The organism is Chitinophaga sp. HK235 (assembly GCF_018255755.1).
Classification (GTDB): domain Bacteria; phylum Bacteroidota; class Bacteroidia; order Chitinophagales; family Chitinophagaceae; genus Chitinophaga.
This window is the reverse complement of record NZ_CP073766.1, coordinates 5,319,203-5,338,151: the sequence shown is the minus strand read 5'-3', so window position 1 is coordinate 5,338,151 and position 18,949 is coordinate 5,319,203. Positions and strand designations below refer to the sequence as shown.

Annotated in this window: 16 protein-coding genes and 1 riboswitch; of the genes, 8 read left to right on the top strand and 8 right to left on the bottom strand. The window is 47.0% G+C overall.

Translation table 11 applies throughout. The annotated features are described in order from the left end of the window. The first annotated feature begins 12 nt into the window (after positions 1–12). The 4 genes from KD145_RS20045 (at position 13) to KD145_RS20030 (ending at position 5,111) form a co-directional block, all read left to right on the top strand. Entirely contained in the window at positions 13–699 is a 687-nt protein-coding gene (locus tag KD145_RS20045; protein ID WP_212001122.1) for an NUDIX hydrolase, read from the top strand. Positions 700–1,086: 387 nt separating this feature from the next. Beyond that, complete coding sequence (locus KD145_RS20040) at positions 1,087–1,992, top strand: NUDIX domain-containing protein (RefSeq protein WP_212001121.1); 906 nt, start codon at positions 1,087–1,089, stop codon at positions 1,990–1,992. Positions 1,993–2,010: 18 nt separating this feature from the next. Continuing rightward, the gene (locus KD145_RS20035) at positions 2,011–3,426 is read left to right on the top strand and encodes a nicotinate phosphoribosyltransferase (protein WP_212001120.1); all 1,416 of its coding nucleotides are present in this window, start codon (positions 2,011–2,013) and stop codon (positions 3,424–3,426) included. Positions 3,427–3,524: 98 nt separating this feature from the next. Continuing rightward, entirely contained in the window at positions 3,525–5,111 is a 1,587-nt protein-coding gene (locus KD145_RS20030) for a transferase (RefSeq protein WP_212001119.1), read from the top strand. On the opposite strand, the gene KD145_RS20025 is transcribed toward KD145_RS20030, so the two are convergent. The 7 genes from KD145_RS20025 to KD145_RS19995 all read right to left on the bottom strand — a co-directional run bounded on the left by KD145_RS20025 (position 5,094) and on the right by KD145_RS19995 (position 14,966). Further along, a complete protein-coding gene (locus KD145_RS20025; RefSeq protein ID WP_212001118.1) occupies positions 5,094–5,981 on the bottom strand; it encodes a hypothetical protein in 888 nt (295 codons plus the stop codon). The two genes, KD145_RS20030 and KD145_RS20025, sit on opposite strands and share 18 nt — an antisense overlap. A gap of 172 nt (positions 5,982–6,153) precedes the next feature. After that, positions 6,154–9,336: an efflux RND transporter permease subunit gene (locus KD145_RS20020; protein ID WP_212001117.1), complete on the bottom strand. Its 3,183-nt coding sequence runs from the start codon at positions 9,334–9,336 to the stop codon at positions 6,154–6,156. Between the two features lie 39 nt (positions 9,337–9,375). Next, a complete protein-coding gene (locus KD145_RS20015; RefSeq protein WP_212001116.1) occupies positions 9,376–10,446 on the bottom strand; it encodes an efflux RND transporter periplasmic adaptor subunit in 1,071 nt (356 codons plus the stop codon). Positions 10,447–10,513: 67 nt separating this feature from the next. Further along, positions 10,514–11,872, bottom strand: a complete 1,359-nt coding sequence (locus tag KD145_RS20010) for a TolC family protein (RefSeq protein WP_212001114.1) — start codon at positions 11,870–11,872, stop codon at positions 10,514–10,516. Between the two features lie 9 nt (positions 11,873–11,881). Then, positions 11,882–12,496 carry a TetR/AcrR family transcriptional regulator gene (locus KD145_RS20005; RefSeq protein WP_212001113.1) on the bottom strand — a complete coding sequence of 205 codons (615 nt, stop codon included), beginning with the start codon at positions 12,494–12,496 and terminating at the stop codon, positions 11,882–11,884. Between the two features lie 10 nt (positions 12,497–12,506). Then, a complete protein-coding gene (locus KD145_RS20000) occupies positions 12,507–13,088 on the bottom strand; it encodes a TetR/AcrR family transcriptional regulator (protein WP_212001112.1) in 582 nt (193 codons plus the stop codon). A 618-nt stretch (positions 13,089–13,706) separates the two neighbouring features. Beyond that, the gene (locus KD145_RS19995) at positions 13,707–14,966 is read right to left on the bottom strand and encodes a pyridoxal phosphate-dependent aminotransferase (RefSeq protein WP_212001111.1); all 1,260 of its coding nucleotides are present in this window, start codon (positions 14,964–14,966) and stop codon (positions 13,707–13,709) included. 384 nt (positions 14,967–15,350) lie between these two features. Here KD145_RS19995 and dnaN point away from each other — a divergent pair, with 384 nt between their 5' ends. From dnaN to KD145_RS19980, 3 genes are all read left to right on the top strand, one after another. Further along, complete coding sequence (dnaN, locus tag KD145_RS19990; RefSeq protein WP_212001110.1) at positions 15,351–16,469, top strand: DNA polymerase III subunit beta; 1,119 nt, start codon at positions 15,351–15,353, stop codon at positions 16,467–16,469. Positions 16,470–16,809: 340 nt separating this feature from the next. Continuing rightward, on the top strand, positions 16,810–17,649 hold the full coding sequence (locus KD145_RS19985) for a sterol desaturase family protein (RefSeq protein ID WP_212001109.1): 840 nt from the start codon (positions 16,810–16,812) through the stop codon (positions 17,647–17,649). A gap of 42 nt (positions 17,650–17,691) precedes the next feature. Beyond that, positions 17,692–17,943, top strand: a complete 252-nt coding sequence (locus KD145_RS19980) for a hypothetical protein (protein WP_212001107.1) — start codon at positions 17,692–17,694, stop codon at positions 17,941–17,943. 6 nt (positions 17,944–17,949) lie between these two features. Here the strand turns inward: KD145_RS19980 and KD145_RS19975 are convergent, their stop codons facing one another. Next, positions 17,950–18,429, bottom strand: a complete 480-nt coding sequence (locus tag KD145_RS19975) for a lipocalin family protein (protein WP_212001105.1) — start codon at positions 18,427–18,429, stop codon at positions 17,950–17,952. Positions 18,430–18,546: 117 nt separating this feature from the next. Beyond that, positions 18,547–18,649, top strand: a riboswitch (TPP riboswitch). Positions 18,650–18,699: 50 nt separating this feature from the next. Here KD145_RS19975 and thiS point away from each other — a divergent pair. Further along, complete coding sequence (gene thiS / locus KD145_RS19970; RefSeq protein ID WP_212001104.1) at positions 18,700–18,903, top strand: sulfur carrier protein ThiS; 204 nt, start codon at positions 18,700–18,702, stop codon at positions 18,901–18,903. Positions 18,904–18,949 lie beyond the last annotated feature (46 nt).

The window sequence follows — 18,949 nt, the reverse complement described above, 5'->3', positions numbered from 1 at the left end:
TCCGTCAGCAGTTTGCCAGTAACACAGAACATCAGGTTGACCGTAGATGCGGTCGTATTCGGATATATTCCCAAAGAAGGAATTGTAGTGCTGTTGATCAAACGCACCATAGACCCCTACCTACATAGCTGGGCACTGCCCGGCGGGTTTGTGCTCGACGACGAATCCCTGGAAACGGCCGTTACCCGTGAACTGCTCACAGAAGCCGGCGTAAATATCAACTACCTCGAACAACTATACTCCTTCGGCCTTCCCGGCCGCGATCCCAGAGGCAGGGTCGTGTCTGTTGCCTATTTCGGACTGGTGAATCCCACCAATTTTAAGCTGGCCGCCAGCTCCGACGCAGAAGACGCTTCCTGGTTCAATATCAAAGAACTCCCTTCTCTGGCCTTCGATCACGCCACCATCATCGATGTGGCCGTATCACGCCTGCGCAATAAAATCCGCTACGAACCCATCGGCTTCGAACTGCTGGATAAAAAATTCCCCATCGCAGACCTCGAAAAATTATACGAAACACTGCTCGACAGGCCCATCGACCGTCGCAACTTCCAGAAAAAAATAAACCACCTCGGCATCCTGATATCCCACAACGAAAAACAAAAACAAGTGTCTCAGGGCCGCCCCGCCAAACTCTTCAGCTTCAACGAAGAACAATATTTCAAATTAAAAAAAGAGGGCATGGCCTTCGAAATCTGATCCCAGGGCTGAAGCCCTGGGCTATAATTGTTTTGATAAATGAGGAGGTATTTTTACTTTGGGGTTGTTTCTTTTTCATGGGTGGTGAAGAGCCTTTTTCTTCTTGCTGCAATGTGATGAAATAATTGTACGCCCTGACATTATAAACCAATACATCTATCAAACGTTTTCTCTTCTATTATATCTGTTAAATAATCTTCTATCATATTTTCTAAATAAAAACCACCGTCTTTACACCAGACAATTATAGCCCAGGGCTTTAGCCCTGGGAACAAATGATTGATAATTAATTGTTTATAATATTTTGTGTATTTTTTACAAAAAATATTTTGCTAATATCAAAACCATTTATACATTTGTGTAACAACTACACAAAATAGCTCGGATATGCAAACGACAAAGCCCACAGGAGTTATTATAGCCAGATTCCAGACACCTTCCCTGCATGAAGGTCACCTCGAACTGATCAGGCAGGTGAAACAAAAACACAACCGTGTTTTAATCATCCTCGGTGTAAGCCCTGTAAAAGGAAGCCGGAAAAACCCGCTGGACTACTACACCCGGGAACGTATGATCAAACAACAGTTCCCCGAAATCATTATCCTGCCCCTCAGCGATCAGAAAAGCGACACGGTATGGTCCAGAAAGCTGGATGAGCTGTTATCTGCCAACTTCCCCCACGAAACATTTGTATTGTATGGTAGCCGCGATAGCTTCATGGGCACCTATTCCGGTCGTTACGCTACGGAAGCACTCCCGCCGGTAAAAGACTACAATGCCACCGCTTTACGCGAAGCCTTGTCAGATAAAGTGTTCGACACCGAAGAGTTCCGCGCAGGTATTATCTATAACACCTATAACCTTTTTCCATCTGTATATGCAACGGTAGATATAGCACTGTTCAGAAACAACAAACAGGAGCTACTGGTAGGCCGCAAGCCCAATGAAAACAACTGGCGCCTGCCCGGTGGTTTCTCCGACCCTACAGACGAAAGCTTCGAAATAGCGGCTGCCAGGGAGTTACGGGAAGAATGTGGGAGCATGGAAACAAGCAGCCTCGAATATGTAGCCTCCCAACGGATAAACGACTGGCGCTACCGTTCAGAAACTAACAAAATCATCACCACACTATTCAGCGCCGACCTGCTCTTCGGAGAACCCGCTCCCGGCGATGATCTCGCAGCACTGCGCTGGATAACGGTAAAGGATATACCATCCCTGATAGAAAAACAGGAACTCTCTGACACACATATCCCATTATTTCAGATACTGGTTGACAAATACGCTAAATAAGATTTAAAACTTACCGATATGACAAAGGAAAATCTCATCCTCCTGGCCGACGCTTACAAATACTCTCACCACAAATTATACATCCCTGGTACCCAACACATCTATTCCTACCTGGAAAGCCGCGGCGGCAAATTCAACGAAACGGTGTTCTACGGTCTGCAATATTTCCTGAAAGAATACCTGGAAGGCGTAGTCTTCACCAAAGAAAAACTGGACGAAGCCGCTACAACACTGCAGGAGGTTTTTGGTCGCGATGATGTCTTCGATCGCAGCCGCTTCGAATATATCATCAATAAACACGGCGGTAAACTCCCCGTACGCATCAAAGCAGCACCAGAAGGCACGGTAGTGCCTGTAAGAAATGTGCTGATGACCATAGAAAACACGGATCCCGAATGTTTCTGGCTCACCAACTTCCTCGAAACACTGCTGATGCAGGTATGGTATCCCTGCACCGTAGCTACCCTGTCACGCGAAATCAGGAAAGTGGTTAAACATTACTACGAAGCTACTGTCAGTGAGGCCGCCTACGCAGGCATGGATTTCGTACTCAACGATTTCGGCTTCCGCGGCGCCAGCTCTGTGGAAAGTGCCGGCATCGGCGGTAGCGCCCACCTGGTCAACTTCTCCGGCAGCGACACCATTGCCGGTTCTATGCTCGCCAAACGTTACTATAACGCACCCACCGCACCTGGTCTCTCTATCCCAGCTACAGAACACTCTATCGTAACACTGCTCGGCGAAGCCGGAGAGCTGGAGATCTTCAAACATGTGCTCAATACCTTCCCAACCGGCACTATCGCCTGTGTATCCGACTCCTACAATATCTTCCGCGCCTGCGAAGAATACTGGGGCACCGAACTGAAAGAACAGATCCTCAGCAGACAGGGCACCCTCGTAATCCGCCCCGACAGCGGCGATCCGGTAAAAACACTCCTCAAGGTATTCGAAATACTGATGAACAAATTCGGCTACACCATCAACGAAAAAGGTTATAAGGTGTTACCTCCGCAGGTCCGCGTAATCCAGGGCGATGGCATCAGCTATTCTTCTATCCCTCCCATCTTTGAAGCCCTGAAACAGGCCGGTATCAGCGCCGAAAACCTGGTACTGGGTATGGGTGGCGCGCTGCTCCAGCGTGTTAACCGCGACACCCAGGAATTTGCGCTTAAATGTGCTTACGCAGAAGTAAACGGCCAGGGCATCAAAGTACAGAAAACACCTGTGGAAATGGATGCCAACGGCAACCTCCAGACCTCCTTCAAAAAATCCAAAGCAGGCAAACTTAAACTCGTAAAAGACAACGGTTCTTTCAAAACAGTAGGCGCCGATGAAGCACCGGAACTGGACGATGTGCTGGTAACCGTCTTCGAAAACGGCCACCTCACCCAAACCTGGTCTTTCGACGAAGTCCGCAAAGCAGCCGCTTTATAACATCATCCTTATTTCTTCCATCAGAAAGTTTACCCCATTTTCAAAAGCCCGGGACTCAACCCCCGGGCTTTTTTCAGGAAATCTGTTAACTTCACCCTATGTACTTGCTCATACCTGGCCGACACCACCTGCTAACGGATTTTCAGTTCAAATACCTGAACCGCCTGATCAAATGCAGCCTGGAAGGCGAAAAAGACGCTAATGGCCATACACTGGCCCCGACACCCGTAGAAGGGGTCATCTTTGCAGTCACTTCTGCCAACCACCTGGGCACTAAACGAAACCCGGTACCCTTCTATCTCCGCGCGATGATCATCCAGGAATTTTCCAACTCCCTGGATGTACCTGCTTATGTATACGGCATCGACGACGTAGGGGTGATCCACGATTTCGCGGAATATACCATCAAAACCATCCGCCATTCCAGCGAAGGAGCCCACTCCCTCACCCCGGAAAATACCGTGGTTATTTGTTCTACCAGTGTACGGGAAATGTATATGCAGCGCGGATTTCGGACACTCACCGCCGAATGGGATACTACCGCCAACGCTTACACGCAGCCAATGCCCTGGGACCTCGTCCATCTCATCGCACAGGCCGGTGACTGGCGCAAAAACAAAACGGTATTGGAACAGCTGCATCCCGCCGCTTTTAAGATATGGTCACTGTATGGGGTAGGGGAGAAAGTACAACAGATCCTGAAAGATCCGATCATCGGGGCCGACGGCGACCTGACCGCCACCCGCGACTATAACGTTTACGTAAAACAGATGGACGATATCGCGGCCCTCAAATACCGCGAAACAGCGCCCTACATACAACCCGGCAACATCGGCGATATCGGCTGTGCCGTAGGATCCTGGATAAAAATGGGCTGTGAAGATGACCGCCTCCATGAATGCGATTTCTATGGCATCGAGGTCTCCCGGCATCTCTACGATATCTGCCTGCAACGCAAACACAACGGTGAATTCGCCAACCCCTCCGTATTCTTCTCCCAGAAAAATGCCGTTACCAGCCTGGTATTTGAGCCCGGCAGCATGAACACCATCCACACCTCTTCCCTGACACATGAAATAGAATCCTATGGCAGCAGAAAGGATCTGATTTCGTTTATACAAAACCGTTATCAGGAACTGGTACCTGGTGGTGTATGGATCAACAGAGACGTGGTAGGTCCTGAGAACAGAACAGAAACGGTACTCCTCTGGCTCAACGATCAGGATGGCGCCAACGACCTGCCTATGCCGGAGAACCCCACCACACAAACACTCGCCGCATGGCTGGGCCAACTTTCCACCAAAGCCCTGTTCCATCGTTTTGCACAGGACTTCCGCCATGCAGAAGGTTATCACCTGGCACACAAATGGGTGACCATCGGTGATACTACCTACTGTCAGTTATCTATGCAGGACGCCTGCGAATTCCTTTTCAAAAAGGATTATCACGACAACTGGCTCAGCGAAATGCACGAAACCTTCTGCTTCTGGAACTTCCAGGACTGGAAACAAGCCCTGGAAGAAGCAGGAATGCGGCTCGATAATCTCTCGCATGCCTATCGCAACGAATGGATCGTGCAAAACAGACTGGAAGGAAAAGTACAACTGTTACGCCTCAACGAAAATGAACAACCGGAACCGATACAATTTCCAGTATCCCATATGTTGTTAATGGCGAGAAAATAAAGGCAGCTTATCCAGTGGCCATATATCCAGATCGTTGTCCAGCAATACGGGCACCAGCAAGGTATGGTGACGTTTATCCAGCGCTATATCTGCGGGAGCATGTTTGAAGGGAATCTTACGGAAATTTTTAGCCGTCAGGTCATAGAGAAACAGGTTGCCTTTTTGGGGCTCTTTTACCGTAATCCAGTCAGACAGCAGCAGATGGGTGGCATCTACCTGTACAATCCCGTCAAACACGCCGACTGGGGAGTTTTCCACTGGTTTGAAAGTATCCGCTGCATCGCTCAGCTTTTTATGGAAGAGCTGCCCGGTACCGTCGAAATTGGGGCCCATGGAGCATACATATGCCTCATCAGTGGCAGCATTGTACAGCACTCCGTTAACCATGGCAATATTACCCGGCAATAAAGTGCTGGTTACCTTATGGGTATTCACCAGCAACACATCTCCTTTAAAGGAGTCCGTTACCAGCAGCAGGCTGTCGTTGACAGCTGTCACATCATTCAGCAGACTGGCCTTTCCTTCCAGATTCAGGTCAAATACTTTTTTCCGGCTACGGACATCATAGCCTTTGAGGTGGTCTATATCAGCCACATATAAGGTTTCCCCGATCATTTCCAGTCCTTTCGGCGCATTCAGGGTATCTTCAAAATACCGGAGTGACTGCACCTTGCCGGATTTCACCCAGGCAATGCTACCATCTCCGTCTTTGGCATCAGGATTAAGTCCAGCACCAATATTGGAAACAAAAAAACCGTCTTTGTAAGCAATCACACTTTCGGGATTCCGAAGCCCATGAATAGTTTCTTGTGCACAGGCAACAACACCTGTCAGCATTAATGTTGTCAAAAGGGTTACAGATAGTTTCATACGAATGATTTTACACAAAAATAGCCGGAAGAGATGCAGTAGCACTTATGATTAACAAAGCAATATTTGTGAAAATCAAAGTATCGGAAAAAAGAAGGCCGGAATATGATTATTCCGGCCATTACCTAAACCTACAACTGTTACACTGTTAGTAACATATCTTTATAATAACTTAGTTATTGTGTACTTCATTCAGCGGTATTTCTTCATAGGAAGCCACCATCCGTTGTCTGATATAACGTTTGGAAGACAGCTTGCCCCATCCGAATTTCGCCATCACCTTGTCTACCACCATGTATACCACTGGTACCACAATCAGGGTCAGGAACATGGAGCTGATCAAACCACCGATGATAACCCAGGCCAGACCATTTTTGGTAGAAGCCACACCACCGGTAGCTAATGCGATCGGCAACATACCGATCACCATCGCGATGGTGGTCATCAGGATCGGCCTCAAACGTGCGTTGTTGGCATGTATCAGCGCCTGATAAGTACTCTGTCCCTGTTCTTTCATCTGGTTGGTAAAGTCTACCAGGATGATCGCATTCTTCGCTACCAGACCAATCAACATGATCATACCCAGGATGGTAAAGATGTTCAGCGTATTGTTGGTCAGTGCCAGTGCCAGCAAGGCACCGATGATAGCCAGCGGGATAGAGAACAATACCACAAAAGGATAAATATAGTTGTCGTACAGCGCCACCATGATCAGATACACCATTACGATGGAGATCAGAAGGGCTGCGCCCAGTGTACCGAAGGAGTCACCCTGGTTTTCCGCATCACCACCAAATACGTAGTTAATGCCGGCTGGTTTCTCCATCTTCGCCAGTTTAGCTGCAAACTCCTGTGTTACTGTACCGGAAGGACGTCCCATTACCTGCGACTGTACAGATACAGAAGTGTTTTTATCCCTTCTTTCCAGGTGGCTCGGGCCGGAGCCTTCTGTTACCTGAGCAAACTGAGACAATTTGATCAGCTGGCCTTTATCATTTACAAACTGTATGTTGGCAACATCCTGGAGATTCTTTTTGCTGAAATCATCGAAGCGGATGTTGATATCATATTCGTAGTCACCCTGACGGAACTTCACTTTGGAATCGTCTGCGGTACCACTGAAAGCAGTCTGCATGGTACCACCCACCATATCGAGGGTAAGTCCGAGAGCAGCCATCTTATCACGGTCCACCTGTACGTTGATCTCAGGGTTACCTTCTTCCACAGACAGTTTCACCTCACTGGTACCGCTGATGGTTTTCAGCGTATCCATGGCTATTTTGGCAAACCTCATCACACTGTCCATCTCGCTGCCCATCACGATCAGTTCCACCGGCGCCCTTTCGGCGGTACCCATGATACTTACGTCGGTTGTTTTCACTTTCACGCCCGGGAGCATCGCTTTCAGTTCTTTCTTGACTTTTGCAGCATAGATATCTGCAGCTTCGCTACGTTGCTCCAGCGGCACCATGATCACTGTGATCTCAGATTTGTAAGCTGTAGACTGAGAGTTACCAAAACCATCTTCACTGGTCTGGCCTACAGTAGTGATCAGTCTTTCTATTTCCTTCTTTTTACTGAGATATTGTTCCGCTGTACGGGTAGCCTGGTTGGATTGCTGTACGGAAGCGTCTTTCGGCATTTCCAGCATCACGATAAACTGGCCACGGTCACCTTTGGGGATAAACTCACCACCGATATAACCTTTTCCAACCAGCATGAAAGAAGCGAACAACAGGCCTATTGACACCACCAGGGTGATGGTTTTGTTGACCAGCGCCCATTTCAGGATACCGGTCATCCAGTTGGTGAAACGTTGCAGTTGTCCTTCAAACCAGAGAATGAATTTTTCGAAGATATTTTTTCCGGTGATGTGTTCCAGCTTACCGAAGCGGGAAGACAACAGTGGTACGATCATGAAGGATGACAGTAAGCTGAGCATCGTGGAAATCATTACCACCACGCAGAACTCACGCAGGATCTTGGACACCAGCTCGTTAGTCAGTGAGATCGGCAGAAACACCACCACAATTACAAGGGTAATGGATGTTACGGTAAACCCGATTTCTTTCACACCGTCAAAAGCCGCACGTACTCTGTTTTTACCCATCTCCATATGACGGTAAATATTTTCCAGTACCACGATCGCATCATCCACAAGGATACCTACCACCAGTGAGAGGCCCAGCAAAGACATGAGGTTGAGGGAGAAGCCCATCATTTTCATACCGATGAAAGTGGCTATCAGAGAGGCTGGAATAGAGATCATTACGAAGATCGCACTACGGATGCTGTGCAGGAACAACAGCATCACCACGGCCACCAGGATTACCGCCAGTATCAGGTCATGAATCACAGAGTCGGCAGATTCCAGGGTAAAGTCGGAAGAATCGTTGGCCACCAGTATTTTCAGTCCGTTCGCTGCATAATCCTTTTCAACAGAGGCGATCGCCTTTTTCATTTCATGACTCACCGTCACCGCGTTGGCATCTGTTTGTTTCTGCACCTGCAGGGCGATAGCGTTTACACCATCCACACGGGCGATACGTTCTGCATCTTTCTGGGCATCCTGCACATCGGCCACATCACGCAGGCGGATCTGAGTACCGTCTGCAGTGGTTTTCAGCACCAGGTCGCGCAGCTGGTCCACATTTTTATACTTACCGGCCAAACGAATCAGGATCTGTTCATTGGCTGTTTTTACCTTACCGGTTGGGAAGTCCATGTTGGCATTGGTCACCGCCTGACGGATCTGTAAGATAGACAAGCCATAAGCCTGCAGTCTGGAAGGATCTACGTTCACCTGTATTTCACGTTCCTGGCCACCGATCAGGGATACCTGGGCTACGCCCGGTAAACGGGAAAGGAGTGGCTGCAGTTTTTTATCTACCAGGTCATAGAACTTTTTATCGTCCATTTTAGCGGTGGCAGATAAAGTCATGATTGGCAGGTCATCCAGCGAAAACTTATTGAGGGAAGGTGGTTTGGCATCGCCCGGAAGGTCAGCCAGGATGGCGTTTACCTTACGTTGGGCATCCTGCAGTGCGATATCCACATTGGCATCGTTGTTCAACTCCACCGTGATCACGGAAAGGCTTTCAGAAGATTTGGAAGTAATCTTCTTGATCTTTTCCATGGATGCGATCGCATCTTCTATTTTTTTGGTAATGGTACTTTCCACCTCGTTGGGAGAAGCACCGGGATACACCGTAGCAATGGTTACTATCGGTGAACTGAACTTGGGCAACAGCTCATAGTTCAGCGATTTATAGCTCATGACGCCCAGCAGGGTGAGGATGGTAAATACCACCACCACGATAGTGGGCCTTTTTATGGATACTTCAGTAATCTTCATGTTGCAAAAATTAGTTCAAACACCAGTTACGATTCAGGCTTATTTGCTACCGCCCTGTACTGTTACAGGAGTGCCATCGGTGAGGTTAATCTGACCGCTGATGATCAAGGTATCACCTTCGTTCAGGCCTCCCCGTATTTCCACCTGGTCACCGATGATCTGACCGGCAATTACCTTACGTTTTTTGGCCACTTTACCTTCCATCACATATACTTCGTTGCTGCTTACACCACCTACAAAAGCAGTGCGGGCGATGAACATGGTTTTGCTGGCCTGTGGTGCTTCAAAATGGGCTGTTCCGTACATACCGGCTTTCAGTTCTTTATCTGCTACGTTGTTTACTTCCATTTCAACCGGATAGTTGAGGGAGTTGTCGCCTTTGGCAGCGATGAAGGTGATAGTGCCTTCATAGCTGGCTTCCGGGAACACGTTGGAAGTAACTTTCACTTTCTGTCCTTTTTTCAGGGCAACTATCTGTGCTTCAGGCACGGCTACGGCCAGTTTGAGCCTGGACACGTCAACGATATCAAACATTTTGTTACCGGGAGAGAGGTAAGCACCCTGCTCAACATATTTTTTGTTGATGATACCAGAGATAGGTGCTTTCACGTAAGTGTCGCTTACACGGCGGCCGGCGGCTTCGTAGTTACTTTTAGCAATGTCGTACTGTAACCGTACATCATCTACCTGTTTCTGGGTAACGCCACCTGTTTTGAATGCGCTTTCATATCTTTCTTTATCTACTTTCAGCTGGTCGAGGTTGGCTTTTGCAGACGAAAGGTCTGTGCTGACGATCTGTCCGTCGATGTAGGCGATAGCCTGGCCTTGTTTTACCACGCTGCCTTCATCTACCAGAAGTTTGGTGATGCGGCCGGAAGTTTCCGCCAGATAAGACAGTTCGCGGATAGGAGCGAAGTTGCCGTTGGCCAGGAAACCCTGGGTAAAATCGTTGGTAGATACACGTTGTACCAGTACCGGTACTGCGCCGTTATTGCTTTCCTTTACAAATTCTGTTTTGGCTTCATTGGCTTTTTTATTGGCGTTAAGCTTCCACATGATCAGCACCACTGCACCTACTGTTACTAAGCCCCAGATAATAAACTTTTTCATCTGCAAAAATAGTTTGTGTGTTTATATCCGCCACAGTTGCGGTCTATCGTAATATTCGTTTGTATGTTTAGTTCAGCAGATCTTTCAGGCTGCCTTTGCTTTTAATGATATCCAGTTCTGCCATTTTATATTGCAGCAGTGCTTCGTTGTAGCTGTTCTGGGCATCAGTAAGGGAGGTTTCTGCGTTAAGCAGGTCTGTCAGGTTGGCGAGGCCAAGTTTGTAGTTATTCTGGGTAGAATAGTACACTTCGTTGGCCAGGTCCACGTTTTCCTTTTGTGTATGGATGGTAGACAGATTGGTACGCACCTGCAGTTTGGCATTTTCGTATTCGGTGTTCAGGCCGAGTGCGATTTCTTCCTTCTGTTTATTGAGCTGACGCAGCGCAACGTTGGCCTGGCTTACTTTTGAGCGGCGGCCAAAACCATCGAAGATGGGTATACGAAGTGACAGACCTATGGAAGCCGCACCGTACCAGAAAGTAGAATTAGCCGGGTCTTTGGCAAACAGGAACTGCTGGCTCATCCCGTTATAGGAATAACGGCCAAAGGCAGAAAGAACCGGGAAGTATGCTGCCTGGTAAGCTTTTTTCTGTAGCTCCTGCAGTTGTTCCTGTTTCTGAATGAGTTTGAATTCGGTCCTGTTGTCCAGGTTCATATCATCGTATTGCAATACGCCGGCGGCTTTGTTTTCGATATCTTTCAGTGATGCTGACGGGATGGTAAAACTGGACTGCAAAGGCATGCCCATTACACGTTTCAGGTTGTTAGTCTGCGTCGCTGATGCGTTGAGCAGCTGGGTGCGCTGGGTTTTATAATTGGTCAGGTTTACCTTGATACGGTCCAGGTCTATTTTTTTGGCGAGGCCGTTATCAAATTGTGACTGGGTGGTATTCACCAGCTGGGTCAGCTTTTCGATGTTACTGTTAATAGTCGTGATTTTTTCCTGTGTTACCAGCAACTGGTAATAGAGCTGAGACACATTATAGATCACTTCTTCAGTAGATTTCTGTGTTTGCAGGGAATAATATTCTTCTCCTGCCTTGGCGGCTTTCAGACCGGTGAAAACAGATTTGTTGAAGATCTGCTGTTCCAGTTCAGCACCAACACCGGCGGTATACTGGGTACCAAAAGTAATGGTCACGGAGCTGTCTGCAGGTTTACCTAAAGCAGTACCAGGGATGAGTGACTTGGCCAGTTTCAGGTTATCGGTGTAAGAGGCACTGGCATTGACCTGGGGAAGCGCCTGGGAGCGGACTTCCTGGGTTTTGAATTTACCCATTTCCTCTTCCATTTTTGTTCTGGAGAGTTGGTGGTTGTTACTCAGTGCAAACTTCAGCGCTTCCTGTAAAGTCAGTGGCGCCTGGGCGTAGGCATGATATCCCCCTATCCCCATCAAGAGGATAAGCGTTAACTTTAATCGCTTCATACGTTAATGTTATTCTTCTTCTTTGATTTGCAAATACTGGTTTACCAGCTTATGGCCTTTGATAGTGGCAATTCCCAGTATAAAGTGAGCGGTGACCTGTTCCATTACTACCGGCATTTCAAATTTGTCTACCGGATACTGAAGTTGGTCAAAAGCGGCATCCAGCTGCAGCTGGCGCATGCGCGCAATAATATCCAGATCAAGGTTCTGCCGGTATAGGCCTTCCGACATTCCCCTTTTCAGATTTTCTGTGATGCCATACAGGATACAGTTGCGTTGGAAGTTTTCAATTTTGTTCCAGGTATCCGGATGGTATTTCTGTATTTCAAACAGCATAACCGGGTTAAACGATCTGGCCATGCTGGTGATATATTTCATATTACGGACCAGTTCATCGATAGCATTTTCAGCAGTAGTCTGTGTTTCCTGAAAAGCTGCACTGTGGCCGTTTATCATCTGCTCCATGCCTTCGTTGATGAGCGACTGTTTATCAGAGAAATGCTCATAAACAGTTTTTTTGGACATGCCGCAGTCGCGGGCAATATCAAACATGGTCACTCCTTTTACGCCGTATGTTCTGAACAGCTTTAATGCCACCTCTAAAATTCTTTCCCTCGCTACCATGATCTTCTGTTTATGCCTTCATGCTTTTTATGAATATGTCCAGCAACATTTTTTGTTTTTCAATCACAAGTTCAAACGTTTCCTCGTCCATGTCTGCTTCGTTGGCGAAACGGCCCGGAACGGAGAAACGCAGTCCTACGAGCGCTTGTACCATCAGTTCTGCTGTTTGTGCAGCATCGAACACATTGAACTCTCCGGAGGCAATGCCAACTTTGATAATCTCTGTACATACACCGATCTCTATCTGCTTGGCCTTTTTGACACCTTCCTCGAAGGCGGCACCCCCATCGTGCTGTATCTTAAAGATCTCCAGGCGGCAAAACTTACTGATGAAAGCCTTTTTGACATCTATTAAGTCATACAAAGCCTGGGCCGCCGACTGGATGTTCTCTGTCACTTTGGCCATCTCTGTAAAATATGCTTCCGCTATTTTCTCCAGTACAGCCAGGTGCATGGCCTTCTTGTCCGGGAAATAATAATATAAAGATGCCTTGGAGCAGTGGAGATCATCAGCGATCTCGTTCATCGTGGTCTTGGCAGCGCCATAATGTGTAAAACGCCTCAGAGCCGCTTCCAGGATCTTGTCCCTCATTTCGTCTTTATTCTCTGCATGCATTAACTTTCTGACTTTTTTAGTTTCAAGGTCAAAATTAGGAAGTTTTTTCAAAATAGTAGAGCTGGTTGACTATTTAACAGGTATTTAACTTTCTGATGACAAAAGTCAAAAAGTCAATTATAGCCAACTAGATAATTATATTATCATGATAAGAATAAATATTAAATTATTGAATTTCAATAACATTTAAAATTATTAATAATAAAATATGATCAATAAGAGACTGTTTTAGCTGGGTGTTTTTTGTTGGGATGATCACCTTCTTATCAAACAATTAACAAGGGAGATTGATCGGATAGATAGGGGAGGGAGATTTTTCAGCACTGCTGGCAAAAGCTATTATAATAGGAAGCCTGGGGATAAATCAGATACTCTTTGGGGCGCAAGTTCCTGTAGCACTTGGGGGGATAAACAAGAAACCCTTTGACCACTGCCGGAGCTGAAAATACCCATAGCACTCCGGGCTGGGGATAAACCAGCGGCGCTGCTGAAGCAAAAAGTACCACTAGTGCTCACCAGCTTGGGGACAAACCAGCTCACCGGGGCAAAAATGTGGGGCAAAAAAAGGCCCGGGGATCACCCGGGCCTGTATGATTATTTTAATTTTTCGAGAGCGGATTTGAGCTTTTCGAACATTTCGGGGATCTCCTGTTTCACACAGGTACCTACGCTGAGGCGGTACCAGGGGGAATTTTTGGAGGAGCCGAAAGCGTAGAAAGGCACCAGTGCCAGCTTAGCTTCATTCAGGATGTAGGAAGTTACCGCAGCCTGGTCCTGAAGTACAGTACCGTCGGCAGTGGTTTTACCTACCAGGTCCAGCTTCACGGTGAGGTAGATAGCAGCCTGTGGAGCGATGGCTTCTACAGCATGACCAGCCTTTTTCAGGTTATCGAAGCCTTCGTAGATTTTCACCAGTCTTTCTTCAATTTCTGCTTTGAAGTGCTGGAGATATTTATTCACATTTTCTTTCTGTACCAGGTAGCGGGCGGCAGCCTTTTGTTCCGCCATAGGGCTCCAGGCACCTACGTGAGACAGGATGGCTTTCATTTTGCCGATCACATGGGCAGGGCCCAGTGCCCAACCAACCCTTACGCCGGTAGCGGCAAAAGCCTTACTCATACCGTCGATGAAGATGGTATAGTCTTTCAGTTCAGGACGCAGCATTACCGGGTTGTAGTGGTGTGTTTCACCGAAAGTCAGTACCCAGTACATCTGGTCAAACATGATGAAGAGCGGTTTTTCGTTGGCACCCCTGCTTTTGTTTTCAGCGATAACCAGGTCGCAGATCTCTTCCAGCTGTTGTTTGTGGAAAGCGGTACCGGTAGGGTTTTGCGGAGAGCAAAGAGCCAGGAGGGTAGCGCCTTTCAGCAGCGGTTTCAGTTCAGCTGCCGTAGGCATAAAGTCATTTTCCGCTTTTGTTTCCAGCACCACATGTTCTGCTTCTAGGAAGTGGGTGTAGTGGTTGTTGTTCCAGGAGGGGGTAGCGTAAACTACTTTTTCTCCACGGTCTACGATAGTTCTGAAGGTAGCGTAAATGATAGGACGTCCGCCGCAGGAGATCACGATTTCCTTGGCCGGATCGTAGGTCAATCCTTCCCGTTCTGCTATAAAATCACCCACAGCAGCTCTCAGCTCGGCGACACCATCAGCCGGCGGATAGTTGGTCAGGTGTTCCTTATAGGCAGTTATGATTTCCTGTTCAAATTCAACCGGAATAGGGAACACCTTCGGGTCAAAATCGCCGATGGTGAAGTTGTAGATCTTCTCGCCCTTGGCCTGTTTCTCCTTGACTTCAGCTGCTAACTTGATGATTTCTGATCCAATCAATGTTTCGGCTAAATGAGACAGTTTCATAACCTGCTATTTTTTGTTGGTTTTAGAATAATTTTTCAGCGCGGCAAAAGTAACCGATTTGAACATAATTTAAAAGAAAAGCCCCGTTCTTTTTGTATCCATCAATACAGACTATTCATTATTGCAATTTATCTAATCAAACTGCATAAATATTGCTTTCCATTTAGCATTATCTTAATTTTAAATATGTCTTTCCCGGCGGACATCTTGTGCAAAACCGCTTATCTTTAGTGCATAAGATGTGATGAAATTAGGGAGAATAACAAAACTTTCTATCTTTGTTTACAGTACATTTACACCTTTTTAGGGGTGCCATGTGAAGTGGACAGGCAGATGGGCACATCTCCCTAACAACTAAGAATGACAAGCAAACTAATATAGACCATGAAATTTATTGTTTCTTCCTCTACTTTATTAAAGCAATTACAACAGATCAGCGGTGTTATCAATTCCAATACAGTCCTGCCAATTCTGGAGGATTTCCTGTTCCTGATTGATAAAAATGAGTTGACCGTAGTTGCAACTGATCTTGAAACCGTTATGCGGGTGAAGCTGGAGGTGGAAGCCAAAGAAAACGGACGGATCTGTATCCCGGCGAAAATTTTGATGGACTCCCTCAAAAATCTGCCCGATCAGCCCCTGACCTTCCACATTGATCTGAACTCCTACGCCGTGGAAATCACTTCAGACAATGGTAAGTACAAGGTAATGGGAGAAAATCCGGAAAACTTCCCCAAAGAACCAGCTGCTGATGAAACCACATCTTTTACCATGCCCTCTACCGGCCTGGTAACAGCTATCAACAAAACGCTCTTTGCCGTGAGCAACGACGACCTCCGTCCTGCTATGACAGGCGTTTTCTTCGAGCTGGGCACCGAACATCTCACCTTCGTGGCCACCGACGCCCACAGACTGGTGAAATATGTAAGAACAGACGTAAAATGTCCACAGGCAGACAGTTTCATCGTTCCTAAAAAACCGCTGAACCTCCTGAAATCTGCCCTGCCGGACAACGATACTGAAATCAAGGTATCTTATAGCCAGAACCACTTCTTCGTACAGCACGAAGGCGCCCAGATGATCTGCCGCCTCATCGATGCCCGTTTCCCTGACTATAAGGTGGTAATACCTAAAGACAACCCTTACCGCCTCACCGTGGTAAAAAGCGACTTCCAGAATGCCCTGAAACGTGTAGGCGTATTCGCTAACAAAAGCACCAACCAGGTAGCACTCAATATCACCGGCACTGAACTGCAGCTCTCCGCCCAGGACGTAGACTTCTCCTTTGAAGGTAACGAACGTATGAACTGCCAGTACACCGGCGAAGATATGCAGATCGCCTTCAACGCCAAATTCCTCATCGAAATGCTCAACGCCGCAGAAGGGGATGAAGTAACCGTTGAACTGGCCACCGCTACCAAAGCAGGTATCCTCAAACCTTCCGAAAAAGAAGAAAATGAAGATCTGCTCATGCTGGTAATGCCACTGATGCTGAATAACTAAACTGTAAAAAAGTAACTTTTAGTCCCGCCTAAAGCAAACGGATATACTAAAAGTCACATGCTTATAGCTAAAAACTTATATATAAAGCAATCTCTTCCAAAGAGGTTGCTTTTTTCTTTGCCCATGGCGGAAAAGAGCGCTTATTTATTCCCCAAAATGTTGTAATTTTTAAGCGGAGTAAACAGAAAAAACAGCTTATAGAAACAACAGTAGAAACAGTATTTGTATAGATTAGTTACTCCCGAATATCCACCCGTTAGAAATTGTTGCCGGCCCGAAAAAACCTCCAGTATGCATTAAAGCAACGTTAAAGACAGTTCCGAATATATCTTACCAGTATATGGTAACATTTTTTGAAAATATTCCATCTTATTACCGCACCGCTATCCTCGTGGGCGGATTGCTGTTACTGTGGATCATAGAAGGCCTGGTGCCCCGTTTCCACTTCCGTAACAACAAGTACCGTCATGCCGGTACGAATCTGTTCTTTACACTCACCACCCTCGTCATCAACACTGCCTGCGCCTTCCTGATCGTCAAAGCCTCCCTGTGGACCAGCAGCACCCACTTCGGACTCCTGTACTGGCTCCATCTCCCCCTATGGCTCCATACCATACTGGCCCTCCTGATGCTCGACCTGATAGGCGCTTACCTGATCCATCTCGTACAACATAAAGCCGCCTGGATGTGGCAGTTCCATAAAATACACCATATAGACACCCAGATTGACGCTACCACCGCGCTGCGCCATCATCCGGTAGAAAGTATCTTCCGGGTAGCCGCCCTCTTTGTGGCCATCATCACCATGGGAGTACCCTTCTGGATGGTGATGTTTTACCAGACCCTGTCCGCATTTATGTCGCAGTTCAATCATGCCAACATACGGCTGCCCAAAGTACTCGATGATATCCTCAGCTGGGTGATCGTGTCACCCGACATGCATAAGGTGCATCATAGCCATTACCAACCGGAAACAGACTCCAATTATGCCAATATTTTCTCTATATGGGATCGCCTTTTCGGCACCTTTAAAGCAGTTCCCGATACTACCTCCATCCGTTACGGACTGGATGAATATACGGATAACCGTTACCAGGAAGTAGGCCCACTGCTCAAAGTGCCCTGGGAACACCCTGTAACTGACAAAGACAAGGTAAGTGGAGTAAGCAGTAACCTATAATTGTACGATTTTTCTTCATCTGTTCATTAAATCCGAATATATATGCAACACTCAACCACACTCACAAAAACAACCTGCATTGCTGCACTGGTAATCGGCGTTATCGCCGCAGCATTTGCCTTTACTACCAAAACGCCCGCCTATGCCGTTACATCCGGTGTTGTAGCTGGCATACTCGGTCTTATTTCCCTCTTTATCGGCAGAAAAAACATCGATGATATGCAGCTCGCCGCCGCCGGCATCTTCATGTCGGTAGTAGCCTGCCTGGTAGGACTGTGGCAGATTTATAGCTGAGTAGGTTTATTGGCGACGACGGTACCTGTCCGTATAGCCCTCAGCAGCTTTTATAGGAAACAATACCAACGATGTATCTGACAACTCCCTGATAATAGTGGTGTCCACAATGGCAGCAGTATCCTTTACTCCCTCCGAATGGCTCCACAATAACAGTGTGTCGTTATTCAGCGCCCATTTTTCATATATCAGCGTGTACATGTTAATAGAGCGGGCTGTCCCGTTACTGCGCAGTTGAAATCCCTGCATTTCCTTATCCAGGCCCGCTACGGGCTGTATCCATTTCCCTATGAGCTTAGCTGCATCAATATGCAGTGTATCAGTTACAGCAGCGATGCTGTCGGTAACGCCGGCATTGCTGCTATCTGTTATAACTATCAGGCTGCTGTCATGAGCTACCTCTTCCGGTGCCCTGCCGGCTTTCTGCTTACAGGCAATTAATAACAATAAAAATGGCAATAGTGACGGTAACTGTTTCCTTAGCATGAAACTAAATTACGAATTACGACTATATACAACCCATATTTTTTGCCCACTCCAAACCAGCAGCCCTCGCAGAAAAATAATATTCCCTCTCCATTATCATTTTTTCTTTTACTTTTACAATCACTTTAGGGGTGTTTATCCTGAACAGGGATAAGCTGAGATGATACCCTCAGTACCTGAAGCAGTTCATACTGCCGTAGGGAAAAGTAACTGAACTTTCTCATCTTCCACATCCTTAAAGTTTATTGTTTCACTTAAATTCCAACACGCATGGAAGTCCTTGTAAACAATAAACTTTATGCGGTGCAGCAAGGGATAACTATTGCTGCCCTATTACAGTTTATTCAACTCTCTGCTCAAAAAGGTATCGCTATCGCGGTCAACAATCAGGTGGTCCCCAAAAACAACTGGGACCAGCAACCATTACAAAACGCCGATAGTATAACCATTATCCGCGCCACGCAGGGCGGATAAAACCTGTATTAATTTTTCTTCGTTTACCCTTTTCCGTTATATCAAA

Bases quoted from the DNA above. Each gene is read 5' to 3' on its own strand.
- KD145_RS19975 (WP_212001105.1), bottom strand. From the start codon at position 18,429: ATGCTAAGGAAACAGTTACCGTCACTATTGCCATTTTTATTGTTATTA.
- thiS (WP_212001104.1), top strand. From the start codon at position 18,700: ATGGAAGTCCTTGTAAACAATAAACTTTATGCGGTGCAGCAAGGGATA.
- KD145_RS20025 (WP_212001118.1), bottom strand. From the start codon at position 5,981: ATGAAACTATCTGTAACCCTTTTGACAACATTAATGCTGACAGGTGTT.
- KD145_RS20000 (WP_212001112.1), bottom strand. From the start codon at position 13,088: ATGAGGGACAAGATCCTGGAAGCGGCTCTGAGGCGTTTTACACATTAT.
- KD145_RS20015 (WP_212001116.1), bottom strand. From the start codon at position 10,446: ATGAAAAAGTTTATTATCTGGGGCTTAGTAACAGTAGGTGCAGTGGTG.
- KD145_RS20040 (WP_212001121.1), top strand. From the start codon at position 1,087: ATGCAAACGACAAAGCCCACAGGAGTTATTATAGCCAGATTCCAGACA.
- KD145_RS20010 (WP_212001114.1), bottom strand. From the start codon at position 11,872: ATGAAGCGATTAAAGTTAACGCTTATCCTCTTGATGGGGATAGGGGGA.
- KD145_RS20030 (WP_212001119.1), top strand. From the start codon at position 3,525: ATGTACTTGCTCATACCTGGCCGACACCACCTGCTAACGGATTTTCAG.
- KD145_RS20005 (WP_212001113.1), bottom strand. From the start codon at position 12,496: ATGGTAGCGAGGGAAAGAATTTTAGAGGTGGCATTAAAGCTGTTCAGA.
- KD145_RS19985 (WP_212001109.1), top strand. From the start codon at position 16,810: ATGGTAACATTTTTTGAAAATATTCCATCTTATTACCGCACCGCTATC.
- dnaN (WP_212001110.1), top strand. From the start codon at position 15,351: ATGAAATTTATTGTTTCTTCCTCTACTTTATTAAAGCAATTACAACAG.
- KD145_RS19980 (WP_212001107.1), top strand. From the start codon at position 17,692: ATGCAACACTCAACCACACTCACAAAAACAACCTGCATTGCTGCACTG.
- KD145_RS20035 (WP_212001120.1), top strand. From the start codon at position 2,011: ATGACAAAGGAAAATCTCATCCTCCTGGCCGACGCTTACAAATACTCT.
- KD145_RS19995 (WP_212001111.1), bottom strand. From the start codon at position 14,966: ATGAAACTGTCTCATTTAGCCGAAACATTGATTGGATCAGAAATCATC.
- KD145_RS20020 (WP_212001117.1), bottom strand. From the start codon at position 9,336: ATGAAGATTACTGAAGTATCCATAAAAAGGCCCACTATCGTGGTGGTG.